This is a genomic window from Pseudoalteromonas sp. ASV78, assembly GCF_047806705.1.
GTDB lineage: Bacteria > Pseudomonadota > Gammaproteobacteria > Enterobacterales > Alteromonadaceae > Pseudoalteromonas > Pseudoalteromonas prydzensis_A.
Window position 1 is genome coordinate 995,613 of sequence record NZ_JBLOPA010000001.1, and the last position, 22,487, is coordinate 1,018,099.

At 40.2% G+C, this 22,487-nt stretch carries 23 protein-coding genes; 7 read left to right on the forward strand and 16 right to left on the reverse strand.

The genetic code is table 11. From position 1 onward, the window contains the following. Positions 1-23: 23 nt before the first annotated feature. Together ACMVDV_RS04565 and ACMVDV_RS04570 are read right to left on the reverse strand one after the other, a co-directional pair. Positions 24-470 carry a hypothetical protein gene (locus tag ACMVDV_RS04565; RefSeq protein ID WP_416157344.1) on the reverse strand — a complete coding sequence of 149 codons (447 nt, stop codon included), beginning with the start codon at positions 468-470 and terminating at the stop codon, positions 24-26. Between the two features lie 602 nt (positions 471-1,072). Next, a complete protein-coding gene (locus tag ACMVDV_RS04570; RefSeq protein ID WP_304183873.1) occupies positions 1,073-2,092 on the reverse strand; it encodes a TIR domain-containing protein in 1,020 nt (339 codons plus the stop codon). A gap of 401 nt (positions 2,093-2,493) precedes the next feature. Between ACMVDV_RS04570 and gloA the strand changes: the two genes are divergently transcribed. After that, positions 2,494-3,021: a lactoylglutathione lyase gene (gloA, locus tag ACMVDV_RS04575; RefSeq protein WP_416157345.1), complete on the forward strand. Its 528-nt coding sequence runs from the start codon at positions 2,494-2,496 to the stop codon at positions 3,019-3,021. 72 nt (positions 3,022-3,093) lie between these two features. Here gloA and htpX read toward each other — a convergent pair whose 3' ends face one another. From htpX to bioB, 5 genes are all read right to left on the reverse strand, one after another. Continuing rightward, positions 3,094-3,957: a protease HtpX gene (gene htpX, locus ACMVDV_RS04580; RefSeq protein ID WP_064666216.1), complete on the reverse strand. Its 864-nt coding sequence runs from the start codon at positions 3,955-3,957 to the stop codon at positions 3,094-3,096. Between the two features lie 139 nt (positions 3,958-4,096). After that, entirely contained in the window at positions 4,097-4,780 is a 684-nt protein-coding gene (gene bioD, locus ACMVDV_RS04585; protein WP_064666215.1) for a dethiobiotin synthase, read from the reverse strand. Positions 4,781-4,798: 18 nt separating this feature from the next. Then, on the reverse strand, positions 4,799-5,617 hold the full coding sequence (locus tag ACMVDV_RS04590) for a methyltransferase domain-containing protein (protein WP_416157346.1): 819 nt from the start codon (positions 5,615-5,617) through the stop codon (positions 4,799-4,801). Beyond that, positions 5,614-6,768 carry an aminotransferase class I/II-fold pyridoxal phosphate-dependent enzyme gene (locus tag ACMVDV_RS04595; protein ID WP_416157347.1) on the reverse strand — a complete coding sequence of 385 codons (1,155 nt, stop codon included), beginning with the start codon at positions 6,766-6,768 and terminating at the stop codon, positions 5,614-5,616. The genes ACMVDV_RS04590 and ACMVDV_RS04595 overlap by 4 nt, the downstream gene beginning before the upstream one ends. 55 nt (positions 6,769-6,823) lie before the next feature. Further along, the gene (bioB, locus tag ACMVDV_RS04600) at positions 6,824-7,864 is read right to left on the reverse strand and encodes a biotin synthase BioB (protein WP_416157348.1); all 1,041 of its coding nucleotides are present in this window, start codon (positions 7,862-7,864) and stop codon (positions 6,824-6,826) included. A 95-nt stretch (positions 7,865-7,959) separates the two neighbouring features. On the opposite strand from bioB, the gene bioA reads away from it, so the two are divergent. Then, positions 7,960-9,249, forward strand: a complete 1,290-nt coding sequence (gene bioA, locus ACMVDV_RS04605; protein WP_416157349.1) for an adenosylmethionine--8-amino-7-oxononanoate transaminase — start codon at positions 7,960-7,962, stop codon at positions 9,247-9,249. A 67-nt stretch (positions 9,250-9,316) separates the two neighbouring features. On the opposite strand, the gene ACMVDV_RS04610 is transcribed toward bioA, so the two are convergent. Then, on the reverse strand, positions 9,317-9,751 hold the full coding sequence (locus ACMVDV_RS04610; RefSeq protein WP_416157350.1) for an AAA family ATPase: 435 nt from the start codon (positions 9,749-9,751) through the stop codon (positions 9,317-9,319). A 287-nt stretch (positions 9,752-10,038) separates the two neighbouring features. On the opposite strand from ACMVDV_RS04610, the gene asnS reads away from it, so the two are divergent. The 5 genes from asnS to ACMVDV_RS04635 all read left to right on the forward strand — a co-directional run bounded on the left by asnS (position 10,039) and on the right by ACMVDV_RS04635 (position 15,477). Then, on the forward strand, positions 10,039-11,436 hold the full coding sequence (gene asnS / locus ACMVDV_RS04615) for an asparagine--tRNA ligase (RefSeq protein ID WP_064666209.1): 1,398 nt from the start codon (positions 10,039-10,041) through the stop codon (positions 11,434-11,436). A 160-nt stretch (positions 11,437-11,596) separates the two neighbouring features. Beyond that, positions 11,597-13,138 carry a methyl-accepting chemotaxis protein gene (locus ACMVDV_RS04620; RefSeq protein ID WP_416157351.1) on the forward strand — a complete coding sequence of 514 codons (1,542 nt, stop codon included), beginning with the start codon at positions 11,597-11,599 and terminating at the stop codon, positions 13,136-13,138. 308 nt (positions 13,139-13,446) lie between these two features. Further along, positions 13,447-14,280, forward strand: coding sequence for a ParA family protein (locus ACMVDV_RS04625; RefSeq protein WP_416157352.1), 834 nt, complete (start codon positions 13,447-13,449; stop codon positions 14,278-14,280). Then, positions 14,270-14,755: a hypothetical protein gene (locus ACMVDV_RS04630; protein WP_416157353.1), complete on the forward strand. Its 486-nt coding sequence runs from the start codon at positions 14,270-14,272 to the stop codon at positions 14,753-14,755. The genes ACMVDV_RS04625 and ACMVDV_RS04630 overlap by 11 nt, the downstream gene beginning before the upstream one ends. A gap of 11 nt (positions 14,756-14,766) precedes the next feature. Continuing rightward, positions 14,767-15,477 carry a hypothetical protein gene (locus tag ACMVDV_RS04635; protein ID WP_416157354.1) on the forward strand — a complete coding sequence of 237 codons (711 nt, stop codon included), beginning with the start codon at positions 14,767-14,769 and terminating at the stop codon, positions 15,475-15,477. 588 nt (positions 15,478-16,065) lie between these two features. Here the strand turns inward: ACMVDV_RS04635 and ACMVDV_RS04640 are convergent. The 8 genes from ACMVDV_RS04640 to ACMVDV_RS04675 all read right to left on the reverse strand — a co-directional run bounded on the left by ACMVDV_RS04640 (position 16,066) and on the right by ACMVDV_RS04675 (position 22,486). Then, positions 16,066-16,380, reverse strand: a complete 315-nt coding sequence (locus tag ACMVDV_RS04640; RefSeq protein ID WP_416157355.1) for a hypothetical protein — start codon at positions 16,378-16,380, stop codon at positions 16,066-16,068. Between the two features lie 577 nt (positions 16,381-16,957). Continuing rightward, a complete protein-coding gene (locus ACMVDV_RS04645; RefSeq protein ID WP_416157356.1) occupies positions 16,958-17,536 on the reverse strand; it encodes a hypothetical protein in 579 nt (192 codons plus the stop codon). Between the two features lie 31 nt (positions 17,537-17,567). Continuing rightward, complete coding sequence (locus ACMVDV_RS04650) at positions 17,568-18,062, reverse strand: hypothetical protein (protein WP_416157357.1); 495 nt, start codon at positions 18,060-18,062, stop codon at positions 17,568-17,570. A gap of 74 nt (positions 18,063-18,136) precedes the next feature. Next, positions 18,137-18,505 (reverse strand): hypothetical protein, encoded by a 369-nt coding sequence (locus ACMVDV_RS04655; RefSeq protein WP_304182347.1) that lies wholly within the window; start codon positions 18,503-18,505, stop codon positions 18,137-18,139. A gap of 396 nt (positions 18,506-18,901) precedes the next feature. Further along, entirely contained in the window at positions 18,902-19,663 is a 762-nt protein-coding gene (locus tag ACMVDV_RS04660; RefSeq protein ID WP_416157358.1) for an SDR family oxidoreductase, read from the reverse strand. Between the two features lie 3 nt (positions 19,664-19,666). Continuing rightward, positions 19,667-20,557, reverse strand: a complete 891-nt coding sequence (mmsB, locus tag ACMVDV_RS04665; RefSeq protein WP_416157359.1) for a 3-hydroxyisobutyrate dehydrogenase — start codon at positions 20,555-20,557, stop codon at positions 19,667-19,669. Between the two features lie 4 nt (positions 20,558-20,561). Further along, positions 20,562-21,707 (reverse strand): enoyl-CoA hydratase/isomerase family protein, encoded by a 1,146-nt coding sequence (locus tag ACMVDV_RS04670; protein ID WP_416157360.1) that lies wholly within the window; start codon positions 21,705-21,707, stop codon positions 20,562-20,564. After that, complete coding sequence (locus ACMVDV_RS04675) at positions 21,707-22,486, reverse strand: enoyl-CoA hydratase (RefSeq protein ID WP_304182353.1); 780 nt, start codon at positions 22,484-22,486, stop codon at positions 21,707-21,709. The genes ACMVDV_RS04670 and ACMVDV_RS04675 overlap by 1 nt, the downstream gene beginning before the upstream one ends. Position 22,487: the final 1 nt, after the last annotated feature.

The following is a 22,487-nucleotide window of genomic DNA, read 5'->3' on the forward strand; positions in this document are numbered from 1 at the left end:
GTGTGGGGTGTGGGGGCTGGAGGTTAGAGACCTCCGGCTACCCGATTAGCCATACTTGGCTTTAACTCTAACCAAGCGCCTGCAAAGTTATCGTTTTTAAACCAAAGTAAGTTTTTTATTGGAAAATTAGAAACCACTACTTTTGTATCTGATTTCCAAACAACTTCTATATTTTCAGGTTTCCCATCCAATCCAAACAAGCCTCTAAATACTTTACCCGTTTCTACATCAACAATACTTATACCTGATTGCCAATTTGTAGTGGCTCCACAATCAGAATAACCAAGTTTTGCAATTTTTTTACCGTTTGGGGAAGAAAACTCAGCAACATCGGTATATTTACACATTGACGGTACTTCAACATTTAATATGTCCATTCCATAACCTATGACTTTAAAGCCGAACCAAATGAAAAATATAACAGCCCCAAGATTCCAAATTTTTTTCATGATGCTTAAAGCAACGTTCATGTAAATCCTTATGTATGCCTCAACGAGCCTGTAAATTAACTCGTTTTTAATATATTTTTATTGATGCATTAACCATAGCTGAGTTCCTATTTTGATTCAATCGACAACTGACTTTCACATAAAATATAAAATAGGATTTGCTGTTGCCTTAATTGGCGTTTTGCAAGGCATTACAAGTCTTTGAGTGGCTTATTTGGAGAGGTAGCAGCTTACCTTTATTAATGCATCGTGTTTTGCAGCTTTTCTATATTATAAACTAAGCAATACAGTTGCCATTGGGCATTCGCTTTCGTTTGACCGCGTAAGGTCAATTTATTCAGCGAAATTGATCGGAATGAATTTATTTTGGCAAGATAAGTCAGGCTTGACTCCTTACCTAATGAAAGAGCCATAACAATTTACCGTGGGTGAATAATATCTATTAGATCACAGTAACCCTGTGGGTTCAAGGTTAAAAAACAATCAAGTCAATTGTGTAGAACCAGTTCCTAAAAAGAGTAATTCTACAGCCTCAACGCCGCATTCAGCGGAAAATAATGGTTGGCTATAATCGCGAAGCGATGGCCAACTGTTATTTTTCCGTTTAAGCAACTTGTTAGCAGTTACAAATACTGAACTAGGATTCTTCTTAGAATATGAGGGAGTTCTCTAGCCATCATGTACATTCGCTCATCTGGCATATGCATGTCTCGCATAAGAGGGTGTTCAAATGATAATTCGATAAGTTCTTGGAATGCCTCAACAGTGTCACGTTTTTCGTCACGATCAACCTTTGAGCGCAATGTTCTTGTAAGGTCGATTCCTGCATCATAAATCCATGGAAAATCTTCACGAAATAAGCTTATAACTATTTGAAAGCCTGTTAAGTTTTTTTCAAATCGAGGTGACATGTGCAAAAGCTCTTCCAACATATGAGGGTGAAAATTTTTCCTTTTTCTCATACGATTTTCTTTTTCACGTTCCGTACGGGAAATAATTTCGCCTAACATAACTCGGAGTCCTTCAAGTTCTTTATGAACATCAAGATTAGGGCTTCTTAGTAATTTTTGATTAACACGAGAAAGATCGAGGATTTCTTCAAGAATTTGGTTTGATACTAAATCTTGTTGTTGATTTTCTTCAAGCTTTTCTACCTTAGGTTGCCCATCAATCAGTTTATTTAATCGGCTCTCTAAATCTGGATACCAAACATCTAATGCTTTTTCTAATCTTTCAGAGGTAAGTTGCTCTGTAGAGTCTGCTTTGTTTAAAGATAATAATAACTTTTTAACATCTTCTTTTTCAAAAATTGTAGATTGAAACTGTAGGATTGGTCCGTTTACTTCAGACCTCTTAATATCAAAAAGGAATGGACTGACATAAGATTTATCCATTGTTTTTGAAAGTGCTCCTGCTTCAAATGTAAGCCAAGGAGCATGCAAGTTTTCTTTAGTTACACATAAAATACCATAACTTGAATCTGCTAATTCTGACGCAATATCAGTACTCCAACGAGCACCTTTATCTATATCTTCTGACGAAACATAAGGCTCAATTGATTGAATAACAGATGGAATCCAGTCCCTTAGTGTTAGTGCAACTTTATGACTTACTTCCCCAGACCAACTTAAAAATACTTTCATTTACCTTCCTTTGGAATTACACCGAAACTTTGCTTGTACTGCTAACAGCTTATTGAACACCACTTTGGGGGTTTATAACACCCCAAAACGGCGTATATTACATTGCTTAATAATTCCACTAAACAACTTCAATGTAAACATGTAATTACGTAGGCTATAAAATGACTATTGTTAAAATAGACCAAAAAGACTTTTAATAATGTTATGGGATAAAAACAAACACTGTATAAATAAACAGTATCGCTAAATATGCCATTTTTTTGCTTATAAAACATTCAGCTCACTGGCTGGTAATTTAGCTCGGTGGTTTTAATTTTTGCTGCTGTTGATTATGATGAGCGCACACCCTGCCTTTTTAAATCCATTAAGGTTTTTTCAGTCATTTTATTAAGGATTATCTCATGTCTAGCTATAACGAATCTCCAGAGAAAATTGCACAAGCCACCGAGGGCTATGTGATGCAGCAAACTATGTTGCGTATTAAAGATCCAAAACCGTCGCTGGCATTTTATGAAAACGTATTGGGCATGAAGCTGTTAGGTAAGTATGACTTTCCGGGTATGAAATTTACCCTGTACTTTTTAGGCTATGAGCAAGACTTGCCAGAAGGCGATGATAAACAAAAAACCCAGTGGGTGTTTCGCCGCCCTGCGCTGATTGAGCTTACCCATAACTGGGGCACTGAAAACGACGACAGCTTTAGCGGTTATCACAGTGGTAATGAGGAACCAAAAGGCTTTGGCCATATTGGTATTAGTGTGCCTGATGTATATGCAGCGTGCGAGCGCTTTGCTAAGTACGATGTGGAGTTTGTAAAACAGCCAGATGGCGGCTCAATGAAAGGCCTTGCCTTTATTAAAGACCCAGACGGTTACTGGATTGAAATACTCTCGCCGGAGGGCATTACTGAGATTATTCAATCGCAATAAAAACCATTAAAAATAAAAAAGCCTGCAAATGCAGGCTTTTTGTTTACAAGTACTGTGAAAACTTGAATTTTTTTAACGACGTAGTGCGTCTATTCGTGCGTCAAGCGGTGGGTGAGATGAAAACAACTCAGCCATGCCTTTACCACTGGCAATACCAAAGGCCATCATTGAGCCTTCTAATTGCGATGGGTGGTTTTGCTTTAATCGCTCAAGGGCTGAACGCATTTTGTCTGCGCCAACTAACTGAGCTGCGCCGTTATCGGCTGCAAATTCACGCTTACGGCTGTAATGGGCAACCACAATGCTTGCCAATACGCCAAATAATACTTGGAATAACATATCGAATAAGAAGTAAGTCCAGCTGCTGCCGCCCTCTTCTTCATCGCTATTGATAAAGTTGTCAACAATGCCAGCCAGTACTTTAGCGGCAAAAATAACAAAGGTATTAACCACACCTTGAATAAGCGTTAGCGTTACCATGTCGCCATTGGCCACATGCGATACTTCGTGCGCCAGGACGGCTTCGGCTTGATCTTGGCTCATGTTATGTAATAAACCCGTACTTACCGCCACCAGCGAATTATTTTTACTCGGGCCCGTTGCAAACGCGTTCATTTCTGGGCTGTCGTAAATCGCCACTTCTGGCATGTTAATACCGGCTTTTTTAGCTTGAGCAGCCACAGTGTTTACCAGCCATTGTTCGGTTTCGGTACGAGGTTGGGTGATCACTTGCGCACCGGTTGATTTTTTTGCGATCCATTTCGACATAAATAACGAAATAAACGATCCACCAAAACCAAATACAGTCGCAATTAGTAAAATTCCGCCAAGACTACGATGGCTTAAGCCCAGCGCACTCATTATGATTGAAAGCACCACACCTAATACCAACATAACCGCGAGGTTAGTTAATAAAAACAAAAATACACGTTTCATACGAGTTCTCCAAAAATAACATTTATTGCTGAGCGATTTACTATGTTTGATCGGCTTTGAGCAATCACTGCGTTATGACACACTATGTCAGAACGTCAGCGCTATTCTGTGACAAACTATGTCACAACACAAGGGTTATTTATGGATTTATTGATAATTTTTCAAGCAGGGTTTTATAAATTTGTAATTTAGGGGTTTGCTCTGTGTATGGGCTAATGGCAAGCAGTGGAAATGGTAAACGTGTTTTCAGTGAATCTAGGTTTGCTTGGTATTCATCCATAGTGGCATCAACTTGGTTAGCAATCCAGCCAATGCAATTAACACCCATACTTTGCATATGTGCTGCCGTGAGTAATGCATGATTTATACAGCCTAGTTTCATCCCGACCACTAATATTACTGGCAGTTGCTCTGCTTTTACCCAGTCGTATAAATACTCGTTATTATTAATAGGTAAAGCCCAACCACCCGCGCCTTCTGTTAACAGGTAATCTGCGCCTTGTTGCTTAACATGTTGATAAGCCATGCTCAGCTTTTCTACTGTTATGTTTATACCCGCTTGCTCTGCAGCTATGTGGGGAGCTATTGGCGGCGCAAATGCAAATGGGTTAATTATGTCGTATTTAGCGCTGACTGTGGCACTTTCCATTAGCATTAGCGCATCGGCGTTTACGAGCTGCTCAAATGCCATTTCACACCCAGAGGCAATCGGCTTAAAACCTATTGCACGCTTTTTATGTTGTGCGAGTAACTTTAACAGCAAACTGGTTACATGGGTTTTACCGGCATCGGTATCTGTACCGGTAATAAAAAACTGGTTCATGGCGTGGCCTTTCTATTTTTACTGGGCTTTTTCTAATGATAACAATACTACATGGTAAGATACATGGGCTTGATTGTTTAATAGCGGATAGGCATCACAGACTTTTTTTAGCGCTGATTTAGTTAATAAACCACGGCGACTTGTTGCGTGATTATGGGTGGTGGCACCAATAGCCTTAATCGATTTTATAGCCGCTAATGCACTGCTGTGTTGATCGGTATAAATTACTTTATTTGAGACGTTGATCTTAAACCCTGCCTTTTCGACCGATTGGTTTATATTACTATGGCTTGCAAACTGATTAATATGACTATGGGAATCAAGCGCAGCAAAGGCGGTTTTTATCTCATTTAATGATCCTGCAACAACCGTACTAATGTAAGCTTGCCCGCCTGGTTTTAATGCTTGATAAAGCGAGTGCATTAGCGTTTCAAAATCAGCAGACCACTGCAGCGCAAAATTACTAAAAACCACATCAATACTGTTTGCTTGCAGCGGTAAGTTATCCATATCGGCGCACAGTTTAGGGGTGTTTAAGGCACTGCTTTTTAGCATGTTAAAACTTAAATCTATGGCAACAACTTGGCCAAATAATGCCCTTAAAGCCTGAGTATTAACCAGCGGCCCTGCGCCTAGGTCAACACAGAGCTTTTTAGGGTTTGCACTAATGAGTTTAAATAAATCATTCGCCGCTTGTTTTTGCACATTAGCATGCAGGCTGTAACTGTTTGCTGCTTTTGAAAAGTTATGTGCTGTGGTTTTTTTTAAAGCCTGAGTAGCTAAATACACTGTAGTGGGGCTAAGTGGCTTAGTTTTAATTGCCTGCGGGCTTATCATGAAATGACCTTTTGTAAACTACCAACGAGTTGTTTTATATCGTCATGGGTGTGGGCTGCACTTAAGGTAATACGCAAACGCGAGGTATTGTGTAAAACAGTTGGCGGGCGAATAGCCGTTAGCCAAATGCCCTGCTGCTTTAGTTGCTCACTGGCTTTTAACGTTTGCTCAGCGCAGCCTAAAACAATCGGTTGAATCGCGGTGTTTGATTCCATTAACGCAATGTGCTGCTCTTTAGCTAGGCGTTTAAACAGCCCAATATTAGCATTTAATTTGGCTCGCCTGTCGTTGGCGTCTCTTATGCTTTTAATACGTGCCAAAGTATGAGCGGCAATAAACGGTGACATAGCGGTTGAGTAGGTATAATCACGATTAAACTGCAGCATGTAATCTATAAAATGCTGCGAACCTAATACGCACGCCCCACTACTCGCAACCGCTTTACCAAAGGTGATCACTAAAATATCGGGCAAGGTGTCGGCTGCAATTAAGGCTTCACAACTGCCAAGCCCCGATTTTCCTAAAACACCAAAACCATGGGCGTCGTCTATCATTAACCAGGCGTTATGCTGCTTTGCTAAGGTAAATAGCGCTTTAATTGGCGCGGTATCACCATCCATTGAGAACACACCTTCAGAAACTATGAGCTTATTGCGCGCTTTTGATTTTTCTAGCCGTGAGCGTAAATGGTTTATATCGTTATGGTTAAAGCGTATTAACGCGGCGTTGGCGTGTAATGCGCCATCAATTAAACTGGCGTGATTGAGTTTATCTTGAAAAATCGCACTGTGTTGCGCTGTCGCTTTATCTTGAAACAAGGCTTTAATAACACTGCTATTTGCGCTAAAGCCCGAATTAAACAACATGCCTGCCTCATAACCCAAAGCACTGCATAAAGCTTGCTCAAGCGCTTGCTGTGGTTGTTGATAACCCGTTACTAGTGCTGAGCTGTGGCTACCTAATAATGGCGCGCTGGTTAACTCCACCGGCGAATCGCCAAACCCTAAGTAATCGTTACTCGCAAAGTTAAGGTAGGTTTTATCATTAACCGTAATAGTACGCGCCGTTGCGCTTTGTACTACATAGCGTTTACGCAAGAGCTGCTGCGCTTTGCGTTCATCTAAATGGGTGTTTATAAATTCAAATGACATAAATGCTTTAACCTTCAACGCGATACTTTAAACCATTACCATAGTACTGAGCACTTTACGCTTCGTAAAACAATTCTGCGGTTGCTTTATCGGCCACTTGCGATGACAAAGACGCAGCAACGGCTTCATCTGAATAATCGTGGCGTGTTTCTGGGTTCATCCCAAGCTTTTTAATTAATTGCATGTCGGCATCGGCTTCTGGATTTTCTGTTGTTAATAGTTTATCGCCATAAAATATAGAGTTTGCGCCTGCAAAAAAGCACATTGATTGCATTTGCTCATTCATCGCATTACGTCCTGCTGATAAACGTACATAACTGTGTGGCATCATAATACGCGCTGTGGCAATGGTACGAATAAACTCAAAGTGATCTAAATCGTCAACGTTCTCCAGTGGTGTGCCTTTTACTTTCACCAGCATGTTAATTGGCACACTTTCTGGTTGTTGCGGTAGATTAGCTAGCTGCATTAATAAACCAAAACGATCGGCAGCTTGCTCACCCATACCAACAATACCGCCTGAGCAAACTTTCATACCGGCATCGCGTACATTGCCGATTGTATCAAGACGATCTTGAAACGTACGGGTAGTGATAATTTGCTCATAGTATTCAGGCGAGGTATCGAGGTTATGATTGTAATAATCAAGGCCCGCATCACGCAGTGCATGGGCTTTTTGATTATCCAGCATGCCTAGTGTCATACAGGTTTCCAGGCCAAGCTCTTTAACTTCTTTAACCATTTGCGAAATATACGGCATGTCTCTGTCTTTAGGATCAGACCATGCAGCCCCCATGCAAAAGCGAGTCGCGCCTTTTTGTTTTGCTAACCGCGCTTGTTCAACCACTTTTTCAACTTCAAGCAGGCGTTCGCGCTCTAAATCAGTTTTATAGTGACCCGATTGCGGGCAATATTTACAGTCTTCTGGGCAGGCGCCTGTTTTAATTGACAGTAAAGTCGATATTTGCACTTCATTAGGATTAAAATTAGCACGATGTACCGACGCAGCCTTAAACAATAAATCGTTAAACGGCATTTCAAATAAGGCTTTTACTTGTTGATGTGTCCAATCGTGGCGAACAGCTGCAAACTCCATAACTCTCTCTTTTTATTTTTCATGACGGTGATATTGGCTTAGTCTACGACTTGCCGTAACATTGTCAACGAACTCAACCAGCATTAAGTTTACCAATGAATAAAAAACACACGATAGACCTTGATTTTGACCGCCAGCACATATGGCACCCTTATACATCGATGACCCAACCTTTGCCTGTGTATCCTGTTAGTCACACCCAAGATAATCGTATTTTCTTAGCCACGGGTGAAGTGCTCATAGATGGTATGGCTTCTTGGTGGAGCGCCATCCATGGTTATGGCCACCCAGTATTAAAAAATGCCGCGATCGAGCAAGTTGATAAAATGAGTCATGTGATGTTTGGCGGGCTAACCCACGCGCCTGCAGTAGAGCTGTGTAAAAAGCTCGTCGCAATCACACCAAGCAAATTACAAAAAGTGTTTTTAGCCGACAGCGGCTCAGTGTGTGTTGAAGTGGCGATAAAAATGGCGTTGCAGTACTGGCTCAGCCAAGGTATCACCAGCAAGCAAAAACTAATGACGCCGTTAAAAGGCTATCATGGCGATACCTTTGCAGCGATGAGTGTATGTGATCCTATCAACTCAATGCACTCACTATACCAAGGGTTTTTACCCGAGCATGTGTTTGTCCCAGCGCCAGTCAGCCAATTTGGCCAAACCTTTGATCAACAAGAGGCACAACGACTTACTGAGCATTTCGCACAGCATCATCAACACATTGCAGCGTTTATTATTGAGCCAATCGTGCAAAATGCCGGTGGCATGAACTTTTATCACCCTGAGTATTTAAAAACCGTGCGTAAGTTATGCACAGAATATGACGTACTGTTAATTTGTGACGAAATAGCCACAGGGTTTGGCCGTACTGGTAAGTTATTTGCTGTGGAACATGCAGATATAGAGCCCGATATTTTATGTATAGGCAAAGCACTCACAGGTGGCATGATGACCTTATCAGCCACCTTAACCACAGATAAGATAGCCATTGGTATCAGCGAAGGTGAAGCCGGAGTATTAATGCATGGCCCGACCTTTATGGGTAACCCACTGGCCTGTGCAGTGGCTTGTGCAAGTATTGATTTATTAATTGAACAAGATTGGCAAGCGCAAATAACCCATTTAAACGATGCGCTGCAAGCATTACAGCGTTGCAGTGAGCTTGAGCAGGTTATTGAGGTAAGAACACTTGGCGCAATAGGTGTAGTTGAACTCGATACTGTAATCGATGTTGCCAAGATCCAAGCTTTCTTCATCAGTCAACATGTCTGGATCCGCCCATTTGGTAAGCTTATCTATTTAATGCCACCGTATATTAGCAGCGAAGAGGACATAACCATGTTGGCAAATGCGATTTACGACGCAATTGCAGGCAAACATTACTGAGCAAGTATCAATGAGCAAATATAACTGATAAAGCCAGCACCCAAACTACAGTTAGTTTGGGTGAGTGCTACCACTCAAACATGTAAGCCATTTTGCTGATCATTTTCAGTGGAATATTATGGCTATTGCGTTTGGCATACAGGTGCTGCATTGATTTATCTTTTACTTCACCCACTATCACTTCTTTCACTTGGTAGCCCAGTGCAACAGCGGCTTGGCTATAAGCAATAAATTCCCATTTTTTGATATTGGTATTATCAACAATGAGCAGAGGGATCTCTTGCGCCAACGCATTTATAAAACGGGCTAAATTTAAATTGTGGTATTGCGACAGCTTGAACTTATCAAACTGATAGTCACCTTGTTCATTATAAAAATAATCATCGGTAGAACAAATTAAGTATTGGCTTGGATCGCCCGCTACCATTTCATCGGCAAGGTTTTGCGCATAATAAGACTTACCGCACCCTGGTAAACCACGTAAAATAAAGACTTGTTTCATAATACCTATATGTTTAGCAAGTTAGTTTAAATATCGTAATTTCACATAATGCCACAAAACCGGTTTTGATCGCAGTGAAAATCACCTTTAAATTATGATCTAAGTTGTTTTTTATCACGAAAAATTAAAGTGACGGGGTTTTAACGACAAAAAATCATAAAAATGCAAAAGAATAAGCAAAGAGTTACCTTTGAATGTTTTTTTATTTTACATTCAAAGGTAAGATACACCGTTCAAGTGCGATGGCGCACATATTAATGTAGGCAACTTATATCATTGGAGTGAAGATGAGCCACTTAGCGATTTCAGAGCTATTAAAAGGCAAGGTTGCGGTAGACAGCCAAGTAACAATTAAAGGCTGGATCCGTACACGCCGCGATTCAAAAGCAGGAATTTCATTTTTAGCCGTTCATGACGGTTCGTGTTTTGATCCTATTCAGGCGGTAGTACCTAATTCACTTAATAATTATGATGAAGTTACTAGCCTAACAGCCGGTTGCTCTGTGTCAGTTACTGGTGTTTTAGTACAATCAGCAGGCCAAGGTCAATCTTTCGAAATTCAAGCAAATAGCGTACAGGTACTTGGTTGGGTAGAAAACCCAGACTCATACCCAATGTCGGCAAAACGCCACAGCATTGAGTATTTACGTGAGCACGCTCACCTTCGCCCACGTACCAATATGATTGGTGCGGTAACACGTGTACGTAACTGTTTAGCGCAAGCTATTCACCGTTTCTACCATGAGCAGGGTTATTACTGGATCAGCACCCCTATCATCACCGCAAGTGACTGTGAAGGTGCAGGCGAAATGTTCCGCGTATCAACGCTTGATATGCAAAACTTGCCACGTACAGATAAAGGCGATGTTGATTACAGCGAAGACTTCTTCGGTAAAGAAGCATTCCTTACTGTATCAGGTCAGTTAAATGGTGAGACTTACGCCTCAGCGATGTCAAAAATTTATACTTTTGGCCCGACTTTCCGTGCAGAGAATTCAAATACTTCTCGCCACTTGGCAGAGTTTTGGATGGTCGAGCCAGAAGTTGCGTTTGCTGATTTAGAAGATATCGCCAAACTTGCTGAAAACATGCTTAAGTATGTGTTCAAAGCGGTTCTTGAAGAACGTCGTGATGATATGGAGTTTTTTGCTCAACGTGTTGAGAAAACAGCTATCACGCGCCTAGAAGAATTTGTTGAGAAAGATTTTGCACAAGTTGATTACACAGATGCAGTGGAAATTCTAAAAAGCTGTGGCAAGAAATTTGAATACGCCGTTGAATGGGGTGTTGACTTACAATCTGAGCACGAGCGTTATTTAGCAGAAGAGCACTTTAAAGCACCGGTCGTTATTAAAAACTACCCGCGTGATATTAAAGCATTCTACATGCGCCAAAATGAAGACGGCAAAACCGTTGCAGCAATGGACGTTGTAGCACCGGGCATTGGCGAGATCATTGGTGGCTCACAGCGTGAAGAACGTCTTGACGTACTTGATGCACGTTTAGAAGAAATGGGCTTAAACAAAGAAGACTACAGCTGGTACCGCGACCTACGCAAATATGGCACTGTACCGCACTCAGGTTTTGGCCTAGGTTTTGAGCGTTTAGTTGCCTATGTAACAGGTATGGGCAACGTACGTGACGTGATCGCCTTCCCTCGTACCAAAGGCAGTGCAACTTACTAAAATGAGTTGCTGCTCATTACTGCAATAGATTACTGCAAAAAGCCAACCTTGGGGTTGGCTTTTTTAATGGTAAATTTGTGCCCATATAAGACCTTTTAATAATTGCTTTAGTTTGTTTTATATTCAAAACTAAAAATTACAATAAAAAAAGGCCAATGGCATGAATTTAAACTCACTGTTTTATACATTATTCTATTTCGTTATTGCTGCACTGTACTTTTTTGCACAGCTGACTCTCGTTAGCGTGCTACTGCTTACGGCATTAAGCGCACTGATGTATTTTCGGGAGAAAGTTTTTGCTAAAAAAGCTCAAGTTAAACCTGAACCTGATCAACATGCAGTTATTACTAAGGTTGCTGATAATATCACTAAGGCAACGTCTAAAAATGCGATTGGTGCCGCAGAAGTTGCATTTTATATTGATAGTTTAGCCAAAGAAATTGATGGCTGTTATAGCGAAAGTGAAGCCGTTAGCCAAGCAACCCAAGCGCTATCCCACAATAGTAGCGAGCTGACTAATGATATAACCACAGTTAGCCAAGCAATGATGCAAACAACAAAGGCATCGAGTTCTGCTGATCAGCGCCTGCAACTGGCCACAGAGCAAATAGACTCGTTATCTGGCTCCATTGATAAGGTATCTAAGCAACTCGATCTACTGCTAAAAAGCGCCACAGATATTCAAAGCATTACCCAAGTTATTCAAACCATCGCCGAGCAAACCAACTTGCTGGCACTAAATGCCGCGATTGAGGCGGCACGTGCTGGCGAGCAAGGTAGAGGTTTTGCTGTTGTTGCTGATGAAGTAAGAAACCTAGCCAATAAAACTAATCAAGCCACTAAACAAATTGCTGATATGTTGACTGAAATTAATGCCAATAGCATGCAAACAAATGACGACATGAAACAAGTATCAACCCGCAGTGACTCAGTAAAACAACAACTAGAGAACGTCACCCAATCATTTTTAGCAATCAATCACGATATTAGCGAATCATCGTCAACCCTTGAGAACATGCAGCAAGCAGTCAGTGCTTTTCAACACGCAACCACACAAATTAATACCTCGGTTGGTAGCATCAGCCACCTACTCGCTGAAGTATCCACAAAAAGTACTTCAATCTCAGAGCAAGCATCTAATTTATCACTGGGTTCTGAAACTATTTTTCGAGAGCTTAATAAAGTCGAACATAACGCATTCTTTAAACCTATTTTAGAAGCTGCACTACAAGCAAGCTCAGCCATATCAACTAAATTTACTGAACTGCTGGCAACATCACAACTGAGCGAAAAGCAGTTATTTTCTCAAGATTACAGAGAAATACCCAATAGTAATCCAACCAAGTACAGCACCGACTACGACAGCTTAACCGATAAAGTTTTACCACCAATTCAAGAACCGATCCTTGAAAATAAACAAATCCTGTTTGCTGGAGCAGTCGACAAAAAAGGTTACTTCCCTACCCACAATAAACGCTACAGCCAACCACTAACCGGCAACTACCAGCAAGATTTAGTAAACAACCGCACTAAACGTATTTTCAACGATGCAACAGGCAGCCGCTGTGGCAGCCACACTGAGAGCTTTTTACTACAGACCTACAAACGTGATACCGGTGAGATTTTACATGACCTATCAGTACCCATTTATGTAAATGGCAAACACTGGGGCGGTTTTAGAATTGGCTTTAAAAGTAGCTAAAAAGAAGCTGTAAGCCGTCAGCTATAAGCGATAAGTTTTAAGCTATCAGCCATCAGCCATCAGCCATTATTAACCGCCGTTTTGGTGCATAATAACAAGCCTTGAACTTTAGTTATTTAATTACTTGTTTACAAAAGTAATTATTAGTGAAATTATCAGAGTATGTAATATAGGCTGTTTTGGGATGTCATAAACCCCCACAGTGATGTTCAATAAGCATTATATGCTTTGAAGTTACCCCAAATATTTGTGAAGTACCTGAATATGGAAGTGTGAAGTGAGAATTAATATAAATAAAGGAAGTCATTTTGAAGGTTATTAGTTTAATAAACATGAAAGGCGGTGTTGGTAAAACAACATTATCAGTAAATATTGCAGATAGTTTAGCGCGTAGATACAACAAAAGAGTATTGATCATAGATATTGATCCGCAGTTTAATGCTACTCAATGTCTTTTCACTCCTGATCAATACATGAGCCACCTAAAAGAAAAAAAAGAAACTATCACTGATCTCTTTGATAAAGAAACTAAAATCAGTATTAGTGTGGTCAATGGCGCATCTAAAAATACTGCAAAAATACTCGCAGATATAGATCCAGTAAAAGTAAAAGAAAATCTATGGTGTTTACCCGGAAATTTAGAGCTGTACAGGTTAGAGATTGCACCCGGTGAAGGGCGTGAAAATAGACTTAAAAAGTACCTTCAAAGCAATCAGGAAAAATTTGATTATGTAATAATAGACACACCACCAACCCCATCTTTATGGATGACAAGCGCATTAATAGCATCAGATTATTACTTAATCCCTGTTAAGGCAGATCCTATTTCCTTAACAGGGATAGATTTGCTGAATAATATTGTAAGCGAAAAGAAAGACGATCTTGATCTCTCTATCAAATGTATTGGCTTAGTTTTAACTATTACAGAGAAAGGTACAAGAGTATATAATTCTGCTAAAAGCACTATCGCTTCTAACTCAAGGTGGAGTAATTTAATTTACAATAGAGAATTACCTAAACGTACGGAAGTAGCAGGTAAACAATTAAACAACTTTATTTTAGATTTGAGTGATACAGCGATTAAAACAGCTCTGTCGGGCATTGTAGATGAAATGCTTACAAGGATAGACAATGAAAGTTAAAGATAAAAACAAAGTATTACAAGCCGCTAACTTTATTGAAGAGCTAGCTTGGTTGTTGAATTCTAAGAAAAAAGTAGACCTTGAAAACATTTCGGAGCTTCTACGTAGTCAAATTGAGCCAACTCAGTCAGTAATCCCTGAGGCTCAACAAGTCAATAAACTTAAACATTATATAGGTGTTTTGCCATTTCTCCTGCAGGATAAAGAGTTGTTCAGGACAAACATGGATATTGTCGAGTTTGCAGAAAACCTATTTAGTATCAAAATGTCTAGAAATGATCGACGTTCTCGATATGAGTTAGTTGGCTTTATTGTTACAGAGATCACAAAGGTAGACAAAGACAAACTATTAACTGTGATGAATGCTTTATCTGTGTTGACGGAAAGTGACGATAAGTTAATTCAATTCAAAAAATCTCGTAATGATATAGATTTTTCTTGGAATGAAGCAATTTCAAAATTAAATAAATCTTGATAGGTAATTGAATGTCTAGAGAGTTATCAGCTGACTTAGAACAGTTAGTCAGCTTTATAAAAAACTATAATCTTCAAGGCCTTGCTGAAAACACAGCTATATTGCCTATTATTTCCAAAATACATAAAAAATATTTTTCCCTATTAGCTTTGTTAGTTGAGCTTAATAGTCAAGATCTCGATAATAACGGGTTTAACAATAATGATGATTGTAAAAACTATCTCTTTGAATCTTTATCTGATTTAGGGAGCAGTTTTTTTCTTACCTTTAATGGTGGGTATAAGGCTTCTAGGCTAATGTTGCGGAGTTCAATTGAGACATTTGCAAAAGGTATTTCAGTGGAAGAACTACCAGACATAACTTCTGAAAAACGTGTTTACAAAATATTTGATGAAGCTTCTAAAATTAGTTTGTTTTCAGATGACCTCCTTAACTCTTGCTTTAATGATATAAAAAAACAATATGCTGATTTGTGTGAGGATACTCATACTGCCCGAAAATCAAACATGCAACACATATCCGCTTTAAATTATTTCCCTACCCAAGATATTGCAAACGCAAGGAAAATTTCGGACATATTTGTATCGCTGACACAATCTTATATTTTTATAATTGCAATGAAATTTAATCAACAATTTCATCAAATACATCATGTTAACAAGTCCAATATAATGAAGGCAATAAAAAAAAGTAACCGTCCCGTGGTTTTAAACGTACTTTAATTTAAACAACGCATATAAGCGGGTAGCCGGAGGTCTCCTCCAGCCCCCCATCATGCACTTTTTATTAATAGAAAGAGGAAGTGATAAAAACTTAAGAAATCTGCAACTCTTCGTTCAGCCTGCACCTTTGTACCATTTCACCTCGTAAATAAAAAGGACAGGCATGTTTTAAATTTTGCCTAACATCAAAAATCGTCTTTGGACTTACTAATCCCCCAGCATTTATGCACTATCAAATTCACCATTTGATGATGATTATTAAAAGTTTTACATTCTTGGATAGGATCTTAAGCTGCAGAGCAAGGCTTTGCTAAAGACGGGGGCTTTTTTATGAGATTGTTTTTTCAATTACTTGACGAACTTAGTGCTAACCTACCCTTTGTACCATTTGACATCATTGGTTGCCGCGTGCTGCTTTAACCGTTGTTTACTGCCTGCAAAATTTGAGTACTGTTGCCTAAGTTGCTCAACAGCCGCAGCGACAGACGAAGTAAACGAGTTTGTTTAGTGATTTAGAGTTGGCCGCCACTGAGTAAAACGGTCAAAAAGTATATTAGTTCTTATTGGCAGAGTTAAGGCACATATGTGTTAGAGCAACCTACCCCAAATAATACAAACTAACGCTAGTATTAACCCACTAAATAATACCCCTTGCTGTATTTTAGGATCAACCAATGCTTGAAGTTTAAATGCTGGAGAAAAAATCTGCTTAAACGGAGTAAAAAACATTTTTGGCGCAAGCCCTGTACCAACCAGGATTAAGAATACAGCTACTGTATTAGTTAAATCTAACCATGAAAGATCATTAAAAATGAAATCATAGATACCAAAAATTAAGAATAGAAGCCCTATGAGCCAACACACAACTGATACTATTTTTTCTTTAATTGGGATCACATCCATTACCTACTACTCCATGTTGCTCTAACGAGTTTGTAGAATGACTCGTTTAAATTTATTTTTATTGATGTATTAACCATAGCCGAGTTCCTATTTTGATTCAATCGGTTACTTCTATTTCATTGAAATATAAAAAGAAGACTTGGTGTTGTTTTTATTGGTTTTGTAAAGTGTAGTACAGGTGTTTGAATGGCTTATTTAAGGAGTTAGGAGTCACCTATGTCAATGTAGTGTGTCTGACGCATGCTGATATTAGCCTTCAAGTTAATCCTCATTTACTTCTCTTGCTCTGATCTTTGTGCAAAAGATCTTTAATTAAATTATTCACAAAGAGGTTTAGAGACGCTGCGCTTTAGAGTAATACAGGTTCTAGACCCAAAAGTATTTACGTGGCTGGGGACACTACTGGCGGCAGTGGCGCTTTTTATAAAAGTATAAGCACGCACTAAAGTACGCAGTTTAATGAAAAGGTGTCAGCGAACGACTCACCATAGCATGTGGTATCACCAGTACCATTTGCGTTGTTTGCCAAAACCATGACAACTTAACATTGTCGGAGTTTAGGTGTTTGTTATAAGAACTAGTACGTTGTAAGTTCAATATTATTGAAAAACTCTTGTGCTACATTGTTTAAATTTTGAGGAAATGTCTTAGTATCTGAACGATGTGATACTTCCATCAATAACGCTGTAGTTTGATTTAAGTTAGTGCGGCAAATATAGCCTTGGTTTTTAAAATATTGGAACTCTTTTGAATCCAAGCCTTTATCTCCGTGCTCTTCGGCAAGACCACTATACTTTAAGCAAGGACGCCCTTTAAATGTAAGAGTTTCGTAATCTAATTCAAGTTGTTTAAAACGAGCTTTATTATCAAAGGTTTTTCTACTCTCAATAACTTGGTCAAAAAACTCTCTGTCCGTAGGGAATTCACCTATCCAGAACAGATAAGTATTTGCGATGGCGGTTTCAGATTTGTCTGGATACTCTTTACCAAAAACCACACTTGGATCAGTGTGTTTCATCAAATACCAGTTTGGCTCATTAGGTGAAGTAACTTTAGCACCTACATGATTATAGGTTTGGCCAACACCCGCTGTAGTCATAGTTGAAGCACAACCAACTAGAAAAGCAGCAACTAAAGTAATTGTTAGATATTTCATCGGTACTTCCTTGTTCTTATAACGCCCAGATTTATCGCAGCGGGTTGGCGTCGCAGCCAGCGCTTTTTGCTGGCGATAAAATTTGATTGTTATATTGGGCCATTGCCAACCCTTGATTGATTTTATGCTGCATGTAAATTACATGAAAAATTGACGTAATCAATGGTTTTAACCATAGCTTGTCACCTTTACTTGAACCCGTTATCAAATTAATGCGATTGCGCACGACAATTATCCAAGTTACGTCGAAAACACTTGAAACAACGTGAATGCCGATTGTTCCTATTAAAATGGTTGGATCATGAAGGTTGACTAAACCATAAATCAAACTACCTAAGTGTATAGCGAATAAGAAAATAGTTATTACAATAAATAAGTTAGATATTTTGTATTCAGTTTTTTGATTAATCAGGCTTGAGAAATTATAGAGCTTGTATATTAGGTAAGCTCCAATAGTCAGTATGCAAAGCACTAATATCTTTAACGCTGACTCAGCTTCAAATATTTCAACAAATCCTTTTTGCATTTACTCTCCAAAAGCGTAGGGAGCCTACGTGTTTGTGTCCCAGCGAACGCAGTGAGCGACAACAGTTTTGTTTGCTAGGGCTGTTGTAACCACTGAAAGATGAGCATAAACACAAATGCAATAACAAACCACATCACGAGATTCGTCAACATACCCTTGTAATCAAGCCCTTTCCTAGGTGCCTGTAGCTGGGCTTTAAATTCCGGAAATAATTCAGTTACAACTAAGTCACCATTTATAAATGCTTGTGTTGAAAAGCTTTTATGAGACAGTACGACATTGATCTCTACAACGTCATTTCCAACCTCAAAAGATAAACGATCTTTGAATTTGAAGCTCCATCTGCTAAGTAACAGTTGACCATCATAGTAATATTTCTCAAATCCCAGCAGTGAAAATACCACTCGAAATTTTTTACCCGATACATCAAAAGTGGATTCCATAAAATTCCCTTTAAAGCCCTAACAATTTTGTCTACGACATTTATCTTTTTATAAACCAACTAATGTCCAGATGTTACAATGACTTTACCTTATCCATTAAATACGCGTCTGTAAACAATTAGTTAACTAAGATTCAGATTTTAAAAATGCGGAAGTACACCGAAACGGTGGAGATCAGTAATATTGGACAAAACACCACTACTGGTTATACATACAGCAGTTCATCGATTTGAGATTTATATCATAAGCAAACGCTGAATTGAGTATATTGAGGTGACTTAGTTAAATGACTAAAACGTATAAACTAGGTTATTAGACTTTTCAAAACTCTAAATTTCTAGCTAAAAAAGCACAGCCCATATGAGCTATGCTTTTTAATCAAAAATACGTGTTCGGTTATAGACGAATACCGCCGTCAATCTCAACCACGCGACCGGTGAAGAAGTCGTTTTCGATAATATACTGAGCTGTGTGTGCAATTTCATCCGCTTCACCAAAGCGCCCTACGGGTGTTACTGCTAGCATACGCTGCTTGGCTTCTGGTTTCATAGCGTCAGTCATATTAGTACGAATAACGCCCGGTGCAATGGCACCTACACGAATACCAAAACGGCCAAGCTCTTTTGCCCAACCTGTAGTCATCGCTACCACACCGGCTTTCGACGCAGCGTAGTTAGTTTGACCAATGTTACCCGCACGAGCAACACTCGACATATTAACTATCACGCCGCCTTTACCCGATTCAATCATATGACACGCCGCTTCACGGCCCGCTAAAAACACACCGGTTAAGTTTACATCAATCACTGACTTAAATTGATCTAGAGCCATTTTAGCAACCACTTTACCTTCTTTGGCTTTGATAAACATACCATCGCGTAAAATACCGGCATTATTTATCAATACACCAATATGACCAAAATCTGCATTAATGGCATTGAAGGTATTTACCACCGCATCTTCGTCAGTGACATTGGCAACATAGGCTTTTACAGTTACACCATGTTGGCTAAGCTCAGCAACGGCGGCATCTAATAAATCTTGTTGCATATCAATTAACGCGATATTAGCACCAAGCTCAGCCAATTTATGCGCCATTGCAAAGCCTAAGCCTTGCGCACCACCGGTGATCACCACGGTATTATTTTTAATTTCCACCTGTTACTCCTTCGAGAATAATTTAAATATGGCGCTAAAGTCTTCGCTGCCCGCACCTTGGTGTTGCAACATGGTATAAAGGTTTTTTGCCATAGAACCCATTGGGGTTGATGAATTACTTTGCTGCGCCGCTTCCATCGCAAGGCCTAAGTCTTTAGCCATTAAATCAACCATAAAACCTGGTTTGTAATCATTACTCGCCGGGGCTGTGTCCATTACGCCTGGGCAAGGATTGTAAAGCTCAAGAGTCCAGTTACGGCCTGAGCTGGCGGTCATAATATCGCTGAGCACTTTTGCGTCAAGGCCATTATTTATGCCCATTTGCAGCGCTTCACTGGTGCCTGCCATTAAAATGCTGAGCAGCATGTTATTACAAATTTTAGCGACTTGCCCTGCGCCAATATCGCCGGCATGAAAGATATTTTTACCCATATCAGCAAGTACTGGTTGAGCCTTAGCAAATTGCTCATCGCCACCACCGACAATAAAGGTCAATGTGCCAGCCGTTGCACCTGCAACGCCACCAGACACTGGCGCGTCAACAAAGGCAATACCGTGTTCACTAAGTTCAGCACCGACTTCGCGCGCCGATGCAGCATCAATCGTTGAGCAATCAATAACCAATGTGGTTTTAGCTAACACATGGACAAGACCGGTATCACCTAAATAAAGCAACTTAACGTGCTTACTGGCCGGTAGCATGCTGATCAATACATCAACATCCGTTGCGCAATGTTTAGCATCATTCGCGGCGATCGCGCCATTATTTGCCAAAGCATTTACGACCGACTGGTTTAAATCAAATACTTTAACCTGATGACCAGCCTTAACAAGGTTTGCCGCCATTGGCCCACCCATATTACCTAAACCAATAAAACCAATAGAAAGTGACATAACATTATCCTTGTGTAAGTTGTTTTAGTGGGTGTGAGTCGTGATCCCAACGTTGAACAAAAAAACTCTCGACTAATTCATCGGGGATCTGTTCAAGCGTTTTGAACTGCCAATTAGGCGCGCCGTCTTTATCAATTAGTAGCGCACGAATACCTTCTTGGAACTCGCCGACTTCACCACAACGCACCGACATAGCCAGTTCCATTTGAAAACATTCGCCTAAACTTTTACCTTTTGAACTGGCAAGTTGACGCTCAACTAAGGCGCAACTGAGCGGGCAACCGTGCTTTAATGCTTTTTGTGCTCGGGTAAGCCACGTATCGTCAGTTTCTAGGTTTAAGATATAATTTACTTTATCGCGTAGCTCCGTAAATTCACCCAATTTTTGAATGGTGGCTAAATGTGCCTTTACATTGCCTTTTGGCATACGCCCAGAAACATTATCAAGTTCGGTAAGTAAACTGGTCAGCTTATCGTGATTCAATGAAGCCGTTTTACCCCACTTAATGGTGCACAATTGCTCAATCAGAGTGTCGTATTTATCCGCTTTGAGGTAGTGATCAGCCAATGCCACATACATTGCATCGTCACAATTAATAGACGCTGCAGTTAACCCCAAAAATAAGCCGACATGTTCAGGCATTTTATGTAGAAAATAACTGCCGCCTACATCTGGATATAAACCAATGGTTAGCTCAGGCATCGCAATACGTGAGTTCTCAGTTACCACGCGATGACTCGCTCCGGCCATTAAGCCTAAGCCGCCGCCCATCACAATACCGTTCCCCCAAACAAGGATCGGTTTGTCATAACAATGAATTAGGTGATCAAGGCGATACTCGTGAGCAAAGTAATCTTCGATCAGATTTGTCGGTTCACCGCTGTTCATCGCGTTATGCAGGCTGACTACATCACCACCAGCACAAAATGCTTTATCCCCTGCACCTTTAAGTATCACCATGGCAACATTACTGTCAGCCGCCCATGCGTTAAGTTGTGGCGCTAATAATTTGATCATTTCAAAATTAAGTGCATTTAACGATTTAGGGGAATTGAGCGTGGCAAAACCAATGAGTGAGCCGTTGGCAGCGCTCGCAGTTTCAAACACCACCGGCGCATCTGGCGAATTTAATTGCGTTAATTCAACCATTAGCCGTTCACCCAATTTGCTTTGCGTTTTTCTAGGAAGGCATTCACCCCTTCTTGTTGGTCTTGTGTATCAAACAAACCAACAAATAACTCACGTTCAAGCGGTAATACATGCGCCATTGGCTGAGTGCGGCCCTTTTGGATCAGGGTTTTACAAGCACTAACAGCAACAGGACTTTGATCTGCCACTTGAGTCGCTAATTTAAGTGCCGCAGCAAGGCTTTCACCTTGTGGGACCAGTTCTTCAACTAAACCGATTTGCAGCGCTTTATCGGCTTTTAAGCGTTCGCCGCATAAAATCATCCGTTTTGCCCAACCTTCACCAACTAGCCAAGCTAGGTTTTGCGTGCCACCCGCACACGGGAGTAAGCCTACTTTAGCTTCAGGCAGAGCCATTTGTGCTTGCTCTTCTGCAATACGAATATCACAAGCAAGGGCAACTTCTAGACCACCACCCATGGCATAACCATTGATCGCGGCAATGGACACACCTCTAAATGCAGTCAGCGCTTCAAACGCTTCACCAAACACTTGCGACATGGTCGCGGCAACGCCTTTATCGCCACCGGCAAATACATTTAAGTCGGCACCGGCACTAAAAAACTTTTCGCCTTCACCGGTGATCACTAACGAATAGATATTTTTGTTGTCGTTAAGCTCATTAACGGTGTTTTTTAAGGCAATTAACGTGTCTTTGGTCCAGGTATTTGCTGGCGGGTTAGACATAGTTAAAATCGCTACGTGACCTTCAATGGTTAAATCAATACTTGGGTTTGACATG